Source organism: Methylobacterium sp. WL120 (genome assembly GCF_008039465.1).
GTDB lineage: Bacteria > Pseudomonadota > Alphaproteobacteria > Rhizobiales > Beijerinckiaceae > Methylobacterium > Methylobacterium cerastii.
In genome coordinates, this window is record NZ_VRUT01000008.1 from 19257 (window position 1) to 34604 (window position 15348).

Below are 15348 nucleotides of genomic sequence, written 5' to 3' on the forward strand. Positions count from 1 at the left end.
TCGATCAATCGTGCGACGAAGACTTGGACCTCGAACCCTACGATACGGTGAGGGGAATTTTTACCGAGGGCGGCGAACTCTATCCCGGGTCGGGATTCAAGCAAAAGAGCCATACGCAGATCGCGGTGCGAAATCCGCGTTGTATTCGTGGCCTCTTCATTCCGGTATCCGAGCCGATCTGATGCCGGACCGGCGTCGGGGGCGCCGAACCGGGACGCCCGGTGAAGATTTTTCCAAGCCCCCCATGATTGCGCCGATGCTCGGATCGGCGCATCCCGGCGGCGGGACACGCCTCCCCGACGAGGTGCGCCCATCTGTAAGGATGGATCTGATGTTGCGCCGACCCGACACACGCCCGCGCTTACCCCATTTCTCGTCCGGCCCCTGCGCCAAGCGCCCCGGCTGGACGCCGGCGGCCTTGGCCGACGCGCCGCTCGGCCGCTCGCACCGCTCGCCCGCGGGCAAGGCCAAACTGAAGCAGGCGATCGACCTGACGCGGGCGGTGCTGCGGGTGCCGGCCGACTACCGAATCGGCATCGTCCCGGCCTCCGACACCGGCGCCGTCGAGATGGCGATGTGGTCGATGCTCGGGCCGAAGACCGTGGAGGTGGCGGCCTGGGAGGCGTTCGGCTCCGAATGGGTCACCGACACCCTGAAGCAGCTCAAGATCAGCCCCCGCATCCACCAGACGCCCTACGGCGTGCTGCCCGACCTGTCGGCGATCGACACGAAAGCCAACGACGTGGTCTTCACCTGGAACGGCACCGCCGCCGGGGTGAAGGTGCCGGACGGCGACTGGATCGCCGCCGACCGCGAGGGCATCACGATCTGCGACGCGACCTCGGCCGCCTTCGCGCAGGCGCTCGACTGGGACAAGCTCGATGTCGTGACCTTCTCCTGGCAGAAGGTGATGGGCGGCGAGGCGGCGCACGGCATGCTGGTGCTCTCGCCCCGCGCCGTCGCCCGCCTGGAGAGCCACGTCCCGGCCTGGCCGCTGCCGAAGGTGTTCCGCCTCACCAAGGGGGCTAAGCTGATCGAGGGGATCTTCTCCGGCGACACCATCAACACGCCCTCCATGCTCGCGGTCGAGGACTACCTCGACACGCTCGCCTGGGCGCAATCGCTCGGCGGGCTCGACGCCCTGCACGCGCGGGCCGACGGGAACGCGAAGGTGATCCACGATTGGGTCGCGCGCACGCCCTGGATCGCCAACCTCGCGGTCGACCCGGCGACCTACTCCAACACCGGCGTGTGCCTCGTCATCGCCGACGCGGACGTGCTCGCGCTGGGCGACGCCGTGGTGGAGCGGGTCGCCAAGGGCATCGTCGAGACCCTGGAGCGCGAGGGCGTGGCCCTCGACATCGGCGCCTACCGCGACGCGCCGCCCGGCCTGCGCATCTGGTGCGGCGGCACGGTGGAGCGGAGCGACCTGGAGGCCCTGACGCCGTGGCTCGACTGGGCCTTCGCCCAGCAGAAGGCGGCGCTGACGCAGGCCGCCTGAGCGCGGACCGCCTCGCCCGGCAGGCCGGACGAGGCGCAGACGAAGAAGGGGCGGCGCATCGGCGCCGCCCCTTCTTCGTTCGGTCGCAAGTGCGGGACCGGATGAGCGGTCCCGCGCGGTGCCGGCCTCAGAAGGTGATGCCGGTCTCGACCATGTAGCGGTCCTGCGAGGTGCGGTTGCCGGTGCGGCCGAAGCCGGTGCCGAGCGTGCCGAGGGCGAGGTTGCCGCGGCTGATGTCGTAGAGCTCGACCCGCGAGTATTCACCGCGGAGGAAGTACTGGCCGAAGGTGAAGGTCGGCGTGACGGTGAAGGACAGCGCCTCGCTGCCCGGGCCGTACAGCACGGAGGTCGCGGGGATCACGCTGAAGCGGCTGCCGGTCTGGGCGATGTACTCGAAGCGCCCGGCGAGCGCGAAGTTGTCGGTGAAGGCGTAGCTCGCCAGGATCGCGCCGCCGAAGGTCTCGGCGCCGTTGAGCCCGAAGGCGGCGTTGCGCTCGACGTTGGTGTACTGGATGTAGGGCGTCACGATCCAGGGGCCGGCCGCGTAGGTGTAGTTCAGGCTGACGATGCTGCTGTTCTGCAGCGCCAGGGGGGTGGCGTACTGGAAGCGCAGGCTCTGCAGGCCGGAGTTGAAGCTGCTGAAGTGCGTGCCGCCGTTGATGCCGATCGTGTTGGCGTCGTCGATCTTGTAGGTGATCAGGCCGGTGATCCAGTTGAGCTCGCCCGAGAAGAAGCCGTCGGTCGCAGCCAGCGAGGCCGCCCACGGGCCGCTGGCGTAGTTCACCTGCACGCCCTGGTTGATCACGTTCTCCTGGTTGAACAGCAGGCCGCGGGAGATGTTCAGGTTCTGGAAGGTGAACGGCAGCTCCGAGCCGATGTTGGTCGGCATGCGGCCGCCCTGCAGCGACCACTCGTCGTTGATCTGATACTTGCCGAACGCGATCGAGACCGGGGTGAAGAGCAGGTCGGTCTGGTCGAAGGCGCTGTAGATCGGCGCGCCGAGGCCGGGGATCGTGTAGGCGCCGACCGCCACGTAGAACTGGAACGGGCCGTCGGCCTTCTGGATGAAGCCCTGCAGGTTCGAGAAGTCGACGCGGCCGGCGCGGTCGTTGGGCACGCCGGGGGGCGTGACGAGCGTGTTGAACGGGTTGGTCTGGGTGTAGGCGTAGCCGGTCACCGCGCCGCCGACGTAGATCTCGCCGAGGCCGCCGATGGTGAAGCAGCTCGGGTTCGGGTTCTGCTTGATCACGCCGCCATAGGCCGGGAAGGTGATCGCGACCTTGCAGGCTTCCGGCACGGGCGGCGGGGCGGGCCGAGCCGACAGGTCGGCGGCCGACACCTGTCCGACGCAGAGCAGCGTGGCGATCGACGCCGTGGCGCCCTGGAGGAACAGCTTCAAGGTCATAGTCCGAGCCCCGTTTGTTTTTTGCTGCGGCCAAGGTGCCGAAAGTTCCCAACCTCCGCAAAAACATCTTGCGGGCAATTGCCTAGCAAAGAGGCAATCCAGAGCTGGACAGTTCTATCGCCAAGATGTGTTGCCGTCGCACCACAGCCGAACGCACCGTCAGGAGTTGATCTTCCGGAATTCCGTGCCGCTTCGTTAACGCATCGTTACCAAGCGGCGGCGGAACGAGCCGGGATCGACTGCATCGGCGAATCGCTCGACGCCGGAGGACTGGTCCGCGGCGCGATCGCCTGCCTCGGGATCAGGCTTCCGCACCGGTCTCGCCGAGCGGACCCGTCGGCGGACCCGTCGGAGGGCTGATGGGCATGCTCGCCGGCGGCTCGCTGGAACGAAAGAAGCCCCGGTGCGGGGCACCGGGGCTTCCTTGGACGTCTCGGGGACGTCGACGGCTCAGTAGTTGTAGGCGCGCTCGCCGTGGTCGGCGATGTCGAGGCCTTCGCGCTCCTCGTCCTGGGTCACGCGCAGGCCGATGGTCAGGTCCACGAGCTTGTACAGGATCGCCGAGCCGACGCCCGACCACAGCAGGGTGAGGCCGACGGCCTCCGCCTGGATGATGAACTGGCTCATCATGTCGTAGGTGCCGAGCACCATCTCGCCGGGCTTGGTCGCGTAGTCGGGGATGCCGACGCCGCCGAGCTTCGGGTCGACCAGGATGCCCGTCGCCAGGGCGCCGAGGATGCCGCCGATGCAGTGCACGCCGAACACGTCGAGCGAGTCGTCGTAGCCGATCGCGTTCTTCACGGTGGAGCACATCACGAAGCAGACGCCGCCGGCGACGAGGCCGAGGACGATCGAGCCCATCGGGCCGGCGAAACCGGACGCCGGGGTGACGGCCACGAGGCCGGCGATGGCGCCGGAGACCATGCCGAGCAGCGACGGCTTGCCCTTCATCGCCCACTCCACGAACAGCCAGGACACCGCCGCCGCCGCCGTGGCGACGAAGGTGTTGATCATGGCGAGGCCCGTGGTGCCGTTCGACTCGAGGTTGGAGCCGGCGTTGAAGCCGAACCAGCCGACCCAGAGCAGCGAGGCGCCGATCATGGTCATGGTCAGCGAGTGCGGGGCGAGCAGGTCACGGCCGTAGCCGATGCGCTTGCCGAGCATCAGGCAGCCGACGAAGCCGGCGATGCCCGCGTTGATGTGCACGACGGTGCCGCCGGCGAAGTCGAGGGCGCCCTTCTTGAACAGGAAGCCCGCGTCGGCGTTGACGGCGTCGAGGGCCGCCTGCGCGGTCGCCTTCGAGGCGTCGTCGGTGGCGGCAGCCAGGGCCTTGGCGGCGTTGCCGACCGCGTCCGGGCCGCCCCAGTACCAGACCATGTGCGCCATCGGGAAGTAGATCAGCGTCACCCAGAGGATGGTGAACACCACGAGCGCTGAGAACTTCATCCGCTCGGCGAAGGCGCCGACGATGAGGGCCGGGGTGATCATCGCGAACGTCATCTGGAAGCAGATGTAGACGTATTCCGGGATGACGACGCCGTTGGAGAAGGTCGCGACGGTCGAGTTCGGGTCGACGCCCTTCAGGAACGCCTTCGAGAAGCCGCCGACGAAGTCGTTGATGCCGCCGCCGTTGGTGAAGGCGAGGCTGTAGCCGTAGAACACCCACAGCAGGCAGACGATCGAGACGATCGCGAAGACCTGCGTCAGGACCGAGAGCATGTTCTTGGTGCGCACGAGGCCGCCGTAGAACAGGGCCAGGCCCGGCACGCTCATCATCAGCACGAGGGCCGAGGAGATCAGCATCCAGGAGGTGTCGCCCTTGTTGGGCACCAGGGCGGCGGGCGCGGGCGCGGAGGCCGCCTCGGGCACCGGCGTCTGCGCGAGGGACGGCTCGACGAGGACGAGGGCGAGCGCGGCCCCTCCCAGTCCGAGCGCGAGGGCGTTACGAAGTTTCATGGACACGAGACTCCCGGGTCGCGGTGCTGTCAGGATGGATGCGAGGCAGAATGGAGGGAGGGACGGCGTCTGTCGCCGGCCGCTCAGAGCGCGTCGGCGTCGGTCTCGCCGGTGCGGATCCGGACGGCCTTCTCCAGCGGCATGACGAAGATCTTGCCGTCGCCGATCTGGCCGGTGCGGGCGGCGCCCGCGATGGCGTCGATCACCGTGCTGGTCAGGTCGGCGGCGACCGCGACCTCGATCTTCAGCTTGGGCAGGAAGCTCACGGCGTATTCCGCGCCGCGGTAGATCTCGGTGTGGCCCTTCTGGCGGCCGTAGCCCTTGACCTCGGTCACCGTCAGGCCGTGCACGCCGATGCCGGTCAGCGCGTCGCGCACCTCCTCCAGCTTGAACGGCTTGATGATGGCCATCACGATTTTCATGGGTGGCGCCCCCTGCTGTGGCTTGGGAACCGTCCGCCGCAGCCGACGCTCGGCAGGGGGCCCCGGTCCGGGAATGGTCGCGCAGGGCCGGAATGGCCCCGCGATCGCCGGGCCGTCATTCAAGGACTATGCCAGGGCCGACGTATTCGGGAACCTTTTCGCATCCGTCCCGAATGCACACGCATTGGTCGCGCACTGGCGCGGCGGCGGGCGCAAGCTGAGCAGTAGATGCCTACTGAGCAGGCATCTTGCTCGATCGAAGCTCAATCGAACGGCCACCAAGGCCGCCGCCGAAGGGTTTGGCGCGAAACTAGGCCGACCGCGGGCGGATCAGGCCCTCCTGCGCCACCGACGCCACCAGCGTCCCGTCGCGCGAGAAGATCTGGCCGCGGGCGAAACCCCGGGCGCCCGCCGCGTTGGGGCTGTCCTGCGCGTAGAGCAGCCAGTCGTCGGCCCGGAACGGGCGGTGGAACCACAGGGCGTGGTCGAGGCTCGCCGACTGGATGTCGGCATCGAACACCGAGCGGCCGTGGGCGATCAGCGTGGCGTCGAGCAGGGTCATGTCCGAGGCGTAGGCGAGCACCGCCTGGTGGATCGCCGGGTCGTCGGGGAGCGTCGAGGCCGCGCGCAGCCAGACATTGCACAGGGGCGCCTGCGGCCCGCCTTCGAGGTAGCGCCGCAGGTCGACCGGCTTCAGCTCGATCGGGCGGGGACGGCCGAAATAGCCGGCCACCGCCGCGGGGATGCCGGGCACGCCCTTGGCGAGCAGGGACTTGGTGTCGGGCAGCGATTCCGGCGGCGGCGCCTCGGGCATCGCCGCCTGGTGGGCGTGGCCGGATTCCGTCACCTGGTACGAGGCGGTCATCGCGAAGATCGCGCGGCCGTGCTGGATCGCCTTGACCCGGCGCGTGGTGAAGCTCTGGCCGTCGCGGATGCGCTCGACCTCGTAGACGATCGGCACACTGGGATCGCCGCCGAGGAGGAAGTAGGCGTGGAGCGAGTGCGGCGCCCGGGCGCTCGGCACCGTGCGGGTCGCGGCGACCAGCGCCTGCCCCACCACCTGCCCGCCGAACACCCGCTTCCAGCCGTTCTGCGGGCTGACGCCGCGGAACAGGTCGGTCTCCAGCCGCTCGAGGTCGAGGATGGCGAGGAGTTCGGCGACGATGTCGGGGTTGGTCGGCGAGGCCGGCTCGGGCGGCAGGACGGGATCGGACGGCATGGCGGTGCGGCGGGCTTTCTCGGCGGGGACGCCTCCGCCATAGCATCCGCACGGCCCGCCTCGCCATCGCGCCCGCCATCGCGCTCGGCCTGCGACGGCGCCACTCCGGGACCGCCCGCCCGCGCCGGGCGTTGCCTGCGGGCGGAAGCGGTGTCACTGCCGGGACGCCGCGAGGCGGGATGCACGAACGATGAGGACGAGGCGATGAGGGGTTCGACGACCCGCCCGGGCAGCCGCCACCTGCTGCTCGCGGGCGCGGGCATCCCGGGCCTGTCGCTGGCCCTGGCCCTGCGCCAGGCGCACGGGGATGCGCTCGCGGTCACGGTCTGCGATCCGGGGCTCGCGCAGGCGGCCGTGCGGCAGCGGGGCCGGGCCTTCGCCATCGCGGCGGGCGGCCGGCGCATGCTGGAGCGGCTCGGGATCTGGGACGGGCTCGGGGCGGCGGCCGCACCGATCACCGAGATGGCGATCAGCGACAGCCGGCTCCCCGACCCGGTGCGCCCGGTCTTCCTCACCTTCGCGCAGACGCCGCGGGACGCCGACGGCCCCTTCGCCCACATGGTCGAGGCGGAGGCGCTTGTGGAAGCCCTTCGCGCGGCCTGCGAGGCGGCCGGCGTCGCGCTGGAGCCGGTCGGGATCGCCCGCGCGACGCCCGACGGCGACACCATCCGCGCCACGCTCGCCGACGGGCGCGACCTGCGGACGGCCCTGCTCGTGGCCGCCGACGGAGCGCGCTCGCGCCTGCGCGAGGCGGCCGGGATCGGCTGGGTCGGCTGGTCGTACCCGCAGGTGGGCATCGTCGCGACGGTACTGCACGCCCGCCCGCACGGCGGCCGGGCGACCGAGCACTTCCTCCCGAGCGGCCCGTTCGCGATCCTGCCGCTGGCCGACGGGCCGCAGGGCCACCGCTCCTCGATCGTCTGGACCGAGCGGGCCGCCGACGTCGACGCCCTGCTCGGGGGCGAGCCCGACGCGGTGCTGGCCGAGATCGAGCGGCGGTTCACGCCTCAGCTCGGGCAGCTGGCGCTGGAGCAGGGGCCGAGCGCCCACCCGCTCGCCTTCGGCATCGCCCGGCGTTTCCACGGCGAGCGCCTGGCGCTGCTGGGGGACGCCGCCCACGTCATCCATCCGATCGCGGGCCAGGGGCTGAACCTCGGCCTCGCCGACGCGGCGGCGCTGGCGGAGGCGGTCACCGGCGCCCTGCGCCTCGGGCTCGATCCGGGCGCGGCCGACGTGCTCGTCGCCTACGAGCGGGCGCGCCGGTTCGACACGCTGGCGATGGCGGCGGCCACCGACGGCCTCAACCGCCTGTTCTCGAACGACGCCCTGCCGGTCCGCATCGCCCGCGACCTGGGCCTCGGCCTCGTCGACCGACTGCCCGGCCTCAAGCGCTTCTTCGTCGGCGAGGCCGCCGCCTCGCGCGGCACCCAACCGCGGCTGCTGCGCGGCGAGGCGCTGTGAGGCGCCTCAGGTCGTGGCGGTAACGCGCTCGGTTTCCCCGCCGCTCTGCCGACGGAATTCAGACATCCCGGCTTCTGGCGATGCACTCTACGCGCATCCCCTCTCCCCGCATGCGGGGAGAGGGCTTTGCCGACCTCGTCGTCGGCAAAGCGAGGCGGCAGCCGACGGTGAGGGGGCGACGCCGGACGTGGCTCTTTCGGAAGCTCCCCCTCACCGCCGCTGCGGCTTCGCCTTCGCTTCCCGCACGGACGACGAGGTCCGTGCAGGCCTCTCCCCGCCCGCGGGGAGAGGGGAACCCGCGGGTCGTCCGAGGCCGTGACGACATGTGTGACTACGGGAGCCCGTCTGCGGGGGGAGGGAGGAGGCGCGCGGCCTTCGAATCAGGCCGCGCGGAACTCCCTCAGGCCTTTGCAGCTCAGCCCTTGGCCTTGGTGGCGCGGTCGATGCCTTCCTGGATCAGGCGGTGGGCCTCGGTCTTGTCGCCCCAGCGCACGAACTTGACCCACTTGCCGGGCTCGAGATCCTTGTAGTGCTCGAAGAAGTGCTGGATCTGCTCGATCGTGATCTCGGGCAGGTCGGTGTAGTTCTCGATCCGGTCGTAGCGCTTGGTCAGGTGGCGCGAGGGCACGGCGATGATCTTCTCGTCCTCGCCGCCCTCGTCCTCCATCACCATCACGCCGACCACGCGCGCGCTCATGATCGCGCCCGGCAGCACGGCGCGGGTGTTGGCGATGAGCACGTCGCAGGGGTCGCCGTCGCCGGACAGGGTGTGCGGGATGAAGCCGTAATTCCCCGGGTAGAACATCGGGGTGTAGAGGAAGCGGTCCACGACGAGCGCGCCGGCCTCCTTGTCCATCTCGTACTTGATCGGCTCGCCGCCGAGCGGCACCTCGATGATGACGTTGACGTCGTGCGGCGGATTCTTGCCGATCGAGATGTTGTCGATGATCATGGCGCTGGCGTCCCGTGGATCGGGGCCTCGCCCCGTTGGGCCGGTCTCTTAAAGCGCCTCGGCGCCGAAGCAAATCCGGGCCGCGCCGCCGCCCGCGACGAACGCGGAGAAGCGTCAGCCGAACAGGTAGCCGACCTTGGGCAGCGGCACGCCGGCGAGGCGGTCGAGCGCCCGCGGGCCGGGCCGACCGCCCAAGGCCGCGTAGAACTCGGCGGCGCGGGCGTTGTCCTCCAGCGTCCAGGCGCCGACCCGGGTCAGGCCGTGGTCGGCCAGGTCGTTGCGCACCGCCAGGAACAGGCGCCGCCCGAGGCCGACGCCCTGGTATTCCGGCCGGAGGTAGAGCTCGTCGACCTCGCCCTCGACGCCGAGCGACCGGCTGCGGGCCCGGCCGTAGCCGGCGTAGCCGACCACCGTGTCGGCGGTCTCGACCACCGCGATCGGCCGCCCGCGCCTCAGCGCGGCGCGCCACCACGCGCCGTCGCGCTGGGCGATCAGCCGCTCCAGGGCGACGCCCGGGATGATCCCGCGATAGGCCTCGCGCCACGCCGCATCGAACACCGCCGACAGCGCGCCGACATCCGCGTTGCGGGCCCGGCGGATGCTCGTGGTGCGGGTGCTCATGGCCGGACCCTTCCGTTCGGTCGTGCGGTTCGCGAGGGGCAACCCGCGTCGGGCCGTCAGGTTCTCCCGCGATCGGGGCGAACAGAAGGCAGCCGACGACAGGCAAGGGCGATGCCGAATTGCCGCCCACCGGGTGCGGTGATAGGGCCTGCCCCGCGACGCAGCCCCGAGAGCCCGTGTTCAACCGCTTCCTCAGCCCCGAGACCCGCTACGCCCGCCGCATGGCCCGCATCGAGCGCTTCGCGCGCCCGATCAGCGGCGCGCCGGCACGCCTCGGCGCCTGGGCGAACATGCTGTTCGTCGACCACGGCATCTTCCGGATGGCCTACCTCAACCGCCATCCCGTCGGCACGGGCAAGATGTGGCGCGCGGCCCAGCCCGGGCCGCACCAGCTCGCGCGCTTCCGCGCCGAGGGGGTGCGCACGGTGGTCTCGCTCCGCGGCGGGCGCGAGCACGGCTCGTGGCCGCTGGAGCGCGAGGCCTGCGAGCGCCAGGGGCTCAAGCTCGTCGAGTTCGTGCTGCGCTCCCGCGAGGCGCCCTCGCGCGAGACGATCCTGGCGGCGCGCGACTTCTTCGCCGGCCTCGAATACCCGGCGGTGATGCACTGCAAGTCGGGCGCGGACCGGGCGGGCCTCGGCGCCGCCCTCTACCTGATCCTGCACGAGAACCGCCCGGTGGCGGAGGCGGCGCGCCAGCTCTCGGCCCGCTACGGCCATTTCCGCTTCGCCAAGACCGGCATCCTCGACGCGTTCTTCGCGCGCTATCGCATCGAGGGGGAGGCGCGGGGCCTCGACTTCCTGACCTGGGTCGAGACCGTCTACGACCCGGAGGCGCTGAAGCGCGGCTTCCGGCCGGGCTTCTGGTCCGACGTGGTGGTCGACCGGGTGATCGGGCGGGAGTGAGCTATTCCGCCGCCGGCCGCGCCGCGTCACGGAACGGGTGGGCCGGATAGGTCCCGACGATCCGCAGCTCGCGCGAGAAGTACGCCAGCTCGGCGAGCGCCCGGGCCAGCCCCGGCTCCTCGGGGTGGCCGTCGACCTCGGCGTAGAACTGCGTCGCGGTGAACTCGCCGTCGACCATGTAGCTCTCGAGCTTCGACATGTTGACGCCGTTGGTGGCGAAGCCCCCGAGCGCCTTGTAGAGCGCCGCCGGGATGTTGCGCACCCGGAAGACGAAGCTCGTCACCATCGGCCGGTCGTCCGAAGCCGCAGGCAGGGCGTCGGGCCGGAACACCACGAACCGGGTGGTGTTGTGGGCCTCGTCCTCGACATCGCGGGCGAGGATGTCGAGGCCGTAGACCTCCGCCGCCAGAGCCGGCGCCAAGGCCGCGCGGGACGTATCGCCGGCCTCCATCACCTCGCGGGCGGCGCCCGCGGTGTCGCCGGCCACCACCGCCTTGAGGCCGAGCCGCCGGATGATGCGGCGGCACTGGCCGAGCGCGTGGACGTGGGTGTGGACGGACTTGAGGTCTTCCAGCTTCGTGCCCGGCAGGACCATCAGCTGGAAGTGGATCGGCAGGAAGTGCTCGGCGACGATGTGGAGCGCCGAGGTCGGGATCAGGTGGTGGATGTCGGCGACGCGGCCCGCGATCGAGTTCTCGATCGGGATCATCGCGGCCTGCGCCCGGCCTTCGGTGACCGCCGCGAAGGCGTCCTCGAAGGTGGGGCAGGGGAGCGGCGTCCAGTCCGGGTAGGCCTCCGCGCAGATGATGTGCGAGTTGGCGCCGGGCTCGCCCTGGTAGCTGATGGTCTTCGGATCGGTCATCGGATCGTCAGTTGAGGCGGCGGGCGCCGAGCAGGGCGCGGGCGCGCTCCAGGTCGGCGGGGGTGTCGACGCCGAGCGGCAGGTCGTCGACGATCGCGGCGTCGATGCGCATCCCGGCCTCCAGGGCGCGGAGCTGCTCCAGCTTCTCGCGGGTCTCGAGCTCGCCCGGCGGCAGCGCCATGAAGCGCGTCAGCGCCCGGCGGCGGTAGGCGTAGAGGCCGATATGGTGGAACAGCGGCCCGTCGCCCCACGGAGCGCGGGCACGGGTGAAGTACAGCGCGCGCAGGCGCTCCGGCCCGACCGTGTGGCCGACGAGCTTGACCACGTTCGGGTCGTCGGCCTCGGCCGGATCGGTGATCGGCGCGCACAGCGTCGCGATGTCGACCGCCCGGTCGGCGAGCAGCGCCACCGCCGCGCCGATGGCGCGCGGGTCGATCGTCGGCAGGTCGCCCTGCACGTTGACGACGACGTCGTGGTTCCCCTGCGGGTCGACGATCTCCAGGGCCTCGGCGAGCCGGTCGGAGCCCGACGGGTGGTCGGCCCGCGTCATCACCGCGACGCCGCCCACCGCCTCGACCGCGGCGGCGATCTCCGCGGTGTCGGTGGCGACCACCACCGGGCCGATGCCGGCCTCGACCGCGCGGCGCCAGACGTGGACGATCATCGCCTCGCCGGCGATCAGGGCCAGAGGCTTGTTCGGCAGGCGCGTCGCCGCGAGGCGGGCGGGAATCAGGACGAGGGGATCGGACATCCGTCGGCGATCTCGGGCGAGCGACTTTGAGGCGGCGATTTGGGGCCAGCGATCCGGCCGCGGACGGGTGCTTAACAGGCGCCCGCCGCCTTGTCATCGAAGGCGCCGGCGCGCGGTCGTACGCCCCGCTGGGTGTACGCCAAACGCCCCGCGGGGGCACGCCACAGGCCCGGTTCGGGCACCCGAGGGCGCCCGGGCGCGTTGGGTGGCGGGCGGCGTGCGACCAATCGTGTGGCCGTCGTCACCCGATCCGCCATTGTCAAGGTCGGCTTGGAGCGGCTAAGCACCCTCGAAATCTTCCAAAGTCCGGCGCCGGCACGCCGGGCGTGGGCCGGCCCGCCGCGCAGCGCGACAGGAGTTGAAGAGAGCATGGACTCGTTCGAGCTGAACAAGGTGGCCGGTGCGGTCCTCGGCGCCCTGCTGTTCGTGGCCGGATCGGGCTTCGTCGCCGAGCTGATCTACCACCCCAAGCCCGCGGGCAAGGCCGGCTACGACCTGCCGGAGGCCAAGGAAGAGAGCGCCGCCGCGCCCGAGGCCGCCAAGGTCGAGCCGATCGCGGTGCGCCTGGCCTCGGCCAACGTCGAGAAGGGCCAGGGCGGCACCAAGGCCTGCCAGGCCTGCCACAGCTTCGAGAAGGGCGGCCCGAACAAGGTCGGCCCGGACCTGTGGGAGGTGGTCGAGCGCAAGAAGGGCGGCCACGAGGGCTTCGAGTACTCGGCCGGGATGAAGGAGAAGGGCGGCGCCTGGACCTACGCCGACCTCGACGAATTCCTCACCAGCCCGAAGGCCTACGTGAAGGGCACGAAGATGGCGTTCGCCGGCATCTCGTCGCCGCAGGAACGCGCCAACGTCATCGCCTACCTCCACACCCTGTCGGACAGCCCGAAGCCGCTCCCGGTGGCCGAGAAGGCGGCGGAGGCCAAGCCTGCGGACGCGGCCAAGCCGGCCGACGCGGCGAAGCCCGCGGACGCCGCCAAGCCCGCCGAGAAGCCGGCTGATGCGAAGGCTGCCGAGAAGCCGGCCGACAAGCCGACCTCGGAGAAGCCGGCCGCCGGCAAGGCCTCCGAGGGCAAGGACAGCCCGGCCAAGCCCGCCGACGTGAAGACCGACAAGCCCGTCACCGAGAAGCCGCCGGGCGCGCCCGCCGGCGCCGGGTCCGAGAACCGCAACGCGGTCGAGCAGAAGTCGGCGCCCGAGAGCAGCGGGCCGTCGCCCTCCTCCGACACGGCGCCCGCGCCGACCGCGCCGCCGGCGCCCGCGACCACCGACGCGCCGGCCAAGGCCGACCCTGCGGCCGAGCAGAAGGCCCAGGACCTGAAGGCCAACGGCAGCGTGCAGGGGGTCCCGGCCGACAAGCCGCAATAGCCCGGCCCGAACGGGATCGGACGACGAAGGCCGGGCGGCGACGCCCGGCCTTTTCGTTTCCCGCCGCGACGGTCGGCCCCGTCCGCCATGCGCCGGCGCGTGTTGACCCGCGGGGCGATCTGACCGCAAACCCGACCCCACACGGCCCGCCCGGTGCGCCCCGCACCCGGACGGCCCATCGCGATCACCGCGTCGCGACCCCACCCTCGCGAACAAGGACGCGACCCGTGACCCTGTCTCCCCCTCCGAACTCGTTCCGCACCGGCCCCGACGAGCGCGGCCGGTTCGGCATCTTCGGCGGCCGCTTCGTCGCCGAGACGCTGATGCCGCTGATCCTCTCCCTGGAGGAGGCCTACGCCGCGGCGAAGGCCGACCCGACGTTCCAGGCCGAGATGGACGGCTACCTGAAGCACTATGTCGGCCGGCCGAGCCCGCTCTACTTCGCCGAGCGGCTGACCGAGCATTGCGGCGGCGCGAAGATCTACTTCAAGCGCGACGAGCTGAACCACACCGGCTCGCACAAGGTGAACAACGTGCTGGGGCAGATCCTGCTCGCCCGGCGGATGGGCAAGAAGCGGATCATCGCCGAGACCGGCGCCGGCCAGCACGGCGTCGCCACCGCGACCCTCTGCGCCCGGTTCGGCCTGACCTGCGTCGTCTACATGGGCGCCGTCGACGTGGCGCGCCAGGCGCCCAACGTCTTCCGGATGAAGATGCTCGGCGCCGAGGTGATCCCGGTCGAGTCCGGCACCAAGACCCTCAAGGACGCGATGAACGAGGCCCTGCGCGACTGGGTCACCAACGTCGCCGACACGTTCTACTGCATCGGCACGGTCGCCGGCCCGCATCCCTATCCGGCGATGGTGCGCGACTTCCAGTCGATCATCGGCCGCGAGACCAAGGAGCAGATGCTGGAGGCCGAGGGGCGGCTGCCCGACTCGCTCGTGGCCTGCATCGGCGGCGGCTCGAACGCGATGGGGCTGTTCCACCCGTTCCTCGACGACCGCGAGGTCGAGATCTTCGGCGTCGAGGCCGCCGGGCACGGCGTGTCCTCCGGCCTGCACGCGGCCTCGCTCTCGGGCGGCCGGCCGGGCGTGCTGCACGGCAACCGCACCTACCTGCTGATGGACGACGACGGGCAGATCGCGGACGCGCACTCGATCTCGGCCGGCCTCGACTATCCGGGCATCGGCCCCGAGCACGCGTGGCTGCACGAATCCGGCCGCGTCACCTACCTCTCGGCCACCGACCAGGAGGCGCTGGGCGCGTTCAAGCTGTGCTCGATGCAGGAAGGCATCATCCCGGCGCTGGAGCCGGCCCACGCGCTGGCCAAGGTGCTGGAGATGGCCCCGAACAAGCCCGCCGACCACCTCATGGTGATGAACCTGTGCGGCCGCGGCGACAAGGACATCCCGCAGGTGGCGGAGATCTTTGGGACGAAGCTCTGAGGCGGCCTCGTCTCGCGGACAGGGTTTCGCAAAACATCCCCTCCGTCGTTCCGGGGCCGCGCAGCGGAGCCCGGAATCTAGAAACGGCGAGTCAACAAGTCATAGAGTCGATGGGTAGTAGGTCGGTTCGAAATCCGACTTCGAACGGTTGAGGCTCGCGTTCCTGTTCCGGTCCGTCGCGCGATAACTAACGCTGGCGTATACTTGCCGCCGATCAGGAGATGGGTATGGCCGAGCAAGCATCAAGCTTTGTGCGCGACTGGATCGCTTCGAATATCCGAAATGATCCCGCTCGGTGGGACGCCCGGCTAGATGATTGGGCTGCTGATGAGGTTGAGAAATTGAGGGCTGCCGCAAAGACAGCGGGCCTCGATCTGAGCGATCCAGAGCTTGATGGCGATGTGCTGCACGACGAAATAGCCGCAGCTATTGAGAACATCTACGACCGCGACGCCGGTGGGATTAAGTATTAGCCATGCCCAC

15 protein-coding genes are annotated in these 15348 nt (G+C 70.8%); 7 read left to right on the top strand and 8 right to left on the bottom strand.

Going from position 1 to position 15348, the window contains the following annotated elements:
* Positions 1-23 precede the first annotated feature (23 nt).
* Positions 24-182, top strand: a complete 159-nt coding sequence (locus FV229_RS27210; RefSeq protein ID WP_187273669.1) for a hypothetical protein — start codon at positions 24-26, stop codon at positions 180-182.
* A 149-nt stretch (positions 183-331) separates the two neighbouring features.
* Positions 332-1501: a phosphoserine transaminase gene (locus tag FV229_RS03090; protein ID WP_147750536.1), complete on the top strand. Its 1170-nt coding sequence runs from the start codon at positions 332-334 to the stop codon at positions 1499-1501.
* Between the two features lie 127 nt (positions 1502-1628).
* Here FV229_RS03090 and FV229_RS03095 read toward each other — a convergent pair whose 3' ends face one another.
* From FV229_RS03095 to tesB, 4 genes are all read right to left on the bottom strand, one after another.
* Positions 1629-2906 (bottom strand): outer membrane beta-barrel protein, encoded by a 1278-nt coding sequence (locus FV229_RS03095; protein WP_147750537.1) that lies wholly within the window; start codon positions 2904-2906, stop codon positions 1629-1631.
* Positions 2907-3356: 450 nt separating this feature from the next.
* Complete coding sequence (locus FV229_RS03100; RefSeq protein ID WP_147750538.1) at positions 3357-4862, bottom strand: ammonium transporter; 1506 nt, start codon at positions 4860-4862, stop codon at positions 3357-3359.
* 83 nt (positions 4863-4945) lie between these two features.
* Positions 4946-5284, bottom strand: a complete 339-nt coding sequence (locus FV229_RS03105; RefSeq protein WP_147728184.1) for a P-II family nitrogen regulator — start codon at positions 5282-5284, stop codon at positions 4946-4948.
* A gap of 310 nt (positions 5285-5594) precedes the next feature.
* Positions 5595-6503 carry an acyl-CoA thioesterase II gene (gene tesB, locus FV229_RS03110; protein ID WP_147750539.1) on the bottom strand — a complete coding sequence of 303 codons (909 nt, stop codon included), beginning with the start codon at positions 6501-6503 and terminating at the stop codon, positions 5595-5597.
* Between the two features lie 204 nt (positions 6504-6707).
* On the opposite strand from tesB, the gene FV229_RS03115 reads away from it, so the two are divergent.
* Entirely contained in the window at positions 6708-7964 is a 1257-nt protein-coding gene (locus FV229_RS03115) for an FAD-dependent monooxygenase (protein ID WP_147750540.1), read from the top strand.
* A 415-nt stretch (positions 7965-8379) separates the two neighbouring features.
* Here the strand turns inward: FV229_RS03115 and ppa are convergent, their stop codons facing one another.
* Together ppa and FV229_RS03125 are read right to left on the bottom strand one after the other, a co-directional pair.
* Entirely contained in the window at positions 8380-8916 is a 537-nt protein-coding gene (ppa, locus tag FV229_RS03120) for an inorganic diphosphatase (protein ID WP_147750541.1), read from the bottom strand.
* Positions 8917-9030: 114 nt separating this feature from the next.
* Entirely contained in the window at positions 9031-9537 is a 507-nt protein-coding gene (locus FV229_RS03125; RefSeq protein WP_147750542.1) for a GNAT family N-acetyltransferase, read from the bottom strand.
* 176 nt (positions 9538-9713) lie between these two features.
* On the opposite strand from FV229_RS03125, the gene FV229_RS03130 reads away from it, so the two are divergent.
* Positions 9714-10439, top strand: a complete 726-nt coding sequence (locus FV229_RS03130) for a tyrosine-protein phosphatase (RefSeq protein WP_147750543.1) — start codon at positions 9714-9716, stop codon at positions 10437-10439.
* A gap of 1 nt (position 10440) precedes the next feature.
* Here FV229_RS03130 and FV229_RS03135 read toward each other — a convergent pair whose 3' ends face one another.
* Both FV229_RS03135 and FV229_RS03140 read right to left on the bottom strand, forming a co-directional pair.
* The gene (locus FV229_RS03135) at positions 10441-11301 is read right to left on the bottom strand and encodes a prephenate dehydratase (protein WP_147750544.1); all 861 of its coding nucleotides are present in this window, start codon (positions 11299-11301) and stop codon (positions 10441-10443) included.
* 7 nt (positions 11302-11308) lie between these two features.
* Positions 11309-12052 carry a 3-deoxy-manno-octulosonate cytidylyltransferase gene (locus FV229_RS03140; protein WP_147750545.1) on the bottom strand — a complete coding sequence of 248 codons (744 nt, stop codon included), beginning with the start codon at positions 12050-12052 and terminating at the stop codon, positions 11309-11311.
* Between the two features lie 369 nt (positions 12053-12421).
* On the opposite strand from FV229_RS03140, the gene FV229_RS03145 reads away from it, so the two are divergent.
* From FV229_RS03145 to FV229_RS03155, 3 genes are all read left to right on the top strand, one after another.
* Positions 12422-13417, top strand: a complete 996-nt coding sequence (locus tag FV229_RS03145; RefSeq protein ID WP_147750546.1) for a cytochrome c family protein — start codon at positions 12422-12424, stop codon at positions 13415-13417.
* Between the two features lie 227 nt (positions 13418-13644).
* Positions 13645-14865 carry a tryptophan synthase subunit beta gene (gene trpB, locus FV229_RS03150; RefSeq protein ID WP_147750547.1) on the top strand — a complete coding sequence of 407 codons (1221 nt, stop codon included), beginning with the start codon at positions 13645-13647 and terminating at the stop codon, positions 14863-14865.
* Between the two features lie 227 nt (positions 14866-15092).
* Complete coding sequence (locus FV229_RS03155; protein WP_147750548.1) at positions 15093-15338, top strand: hypothetical protein; 246 nt, start codon at positions 15093-15095, stop codon at positions 15336-15338.
* Positions 15339-15348: the final 10 nt, after the last annotated feature.

Excerpts from the sequence above, each read along its gene's own strand:
- FV229_RS03090 (WP_147750536.1), top strand. The coding sequence starts at position 332 with ATGTTGCGCCGACCCGACACACGCCCGCGCTTACCCCATTTCTCGTCC.
- FV229_RS03095 (WP_147750537.1), bottom strand. The coding sequence starts at position 2,906 with ATGACCTTGAAGCTGTTCCTCCAGGGCGCCACGGCGTCGATCGCCACG.
- FV229_RS03100 (WP_147750538.1), bottom strand. The coding sequence starts at position 4,862 with ATGAAACTTCGTAACGCCCTCGCGCTCGGACTGGGAGGGGCCGCGCTC.
- FV229_RS03105 (WP_147728184.1), bottom strand. The coding sequence starts at position 5,284 with ATGAAAATCGTGATGGCCATCATCAAGCCGTTCAAGCTGGAGGAGGTG.
- tesB (WP_147750539.1), bottom strand. The coding sequence starts at position 6,503 with ATGCCGTCCGATCCCGTCCTGCCGCCCGAGCCGGCCTCGCCGACCAAC.
- FV229_RS03115 (WP_147750540.1), top strand. The coding sequence starts at position 6,708 with ATGAGGGGTTCGACGACCCGCCCGGGCAGCCGCCACCTGCTGCTCGCG.
- ppa (WP_147750541.1), bottom strand. The coding sequence starts at position 8,916 with ATGATCATCGACAACATCTCGATCGGCAAGAATCCGCCGCACGACGTC.
- FV229_RS03125 (WP_147750542.1), bottom strand. The coding sequence starts at position 9,537 with ATGAGCACCCGCACCACGAGCATCCGCCGGGCCCGCAACGCGGATGTC.
- FV229_RS03135 (WP_147750544.1), bottom strand. The coding sequence starts at position 11,301 with ATGACCGATCCGAAGACCATCAGCTACCAGGGCGAGCCCGGCGCCAAC.
- FV229_RS03140 (WP_147750545.1), bottom strand. The coding sequence starts at position 12,052 with ATGTCCGATCCCCTCGTCCTGATTCCCGCCCGCCTCGCGGCGACGCGC.
- FV229_RS03145 (WP_147750546.1), top strand. The coding sequence starts at position 12,422 with ATGGACTCGTTCGAGCTGAACAAGGTGGCCGGTGCGGTCCTCGGCGCC.
- FV229_RS03155 (WP_147750548.1), top strand. The coding sequence starts at position 15,093 with ATGGCCGAGCAAGCATCAAGCTTTGTGCGCGACTGGATCGCTTCGAAT.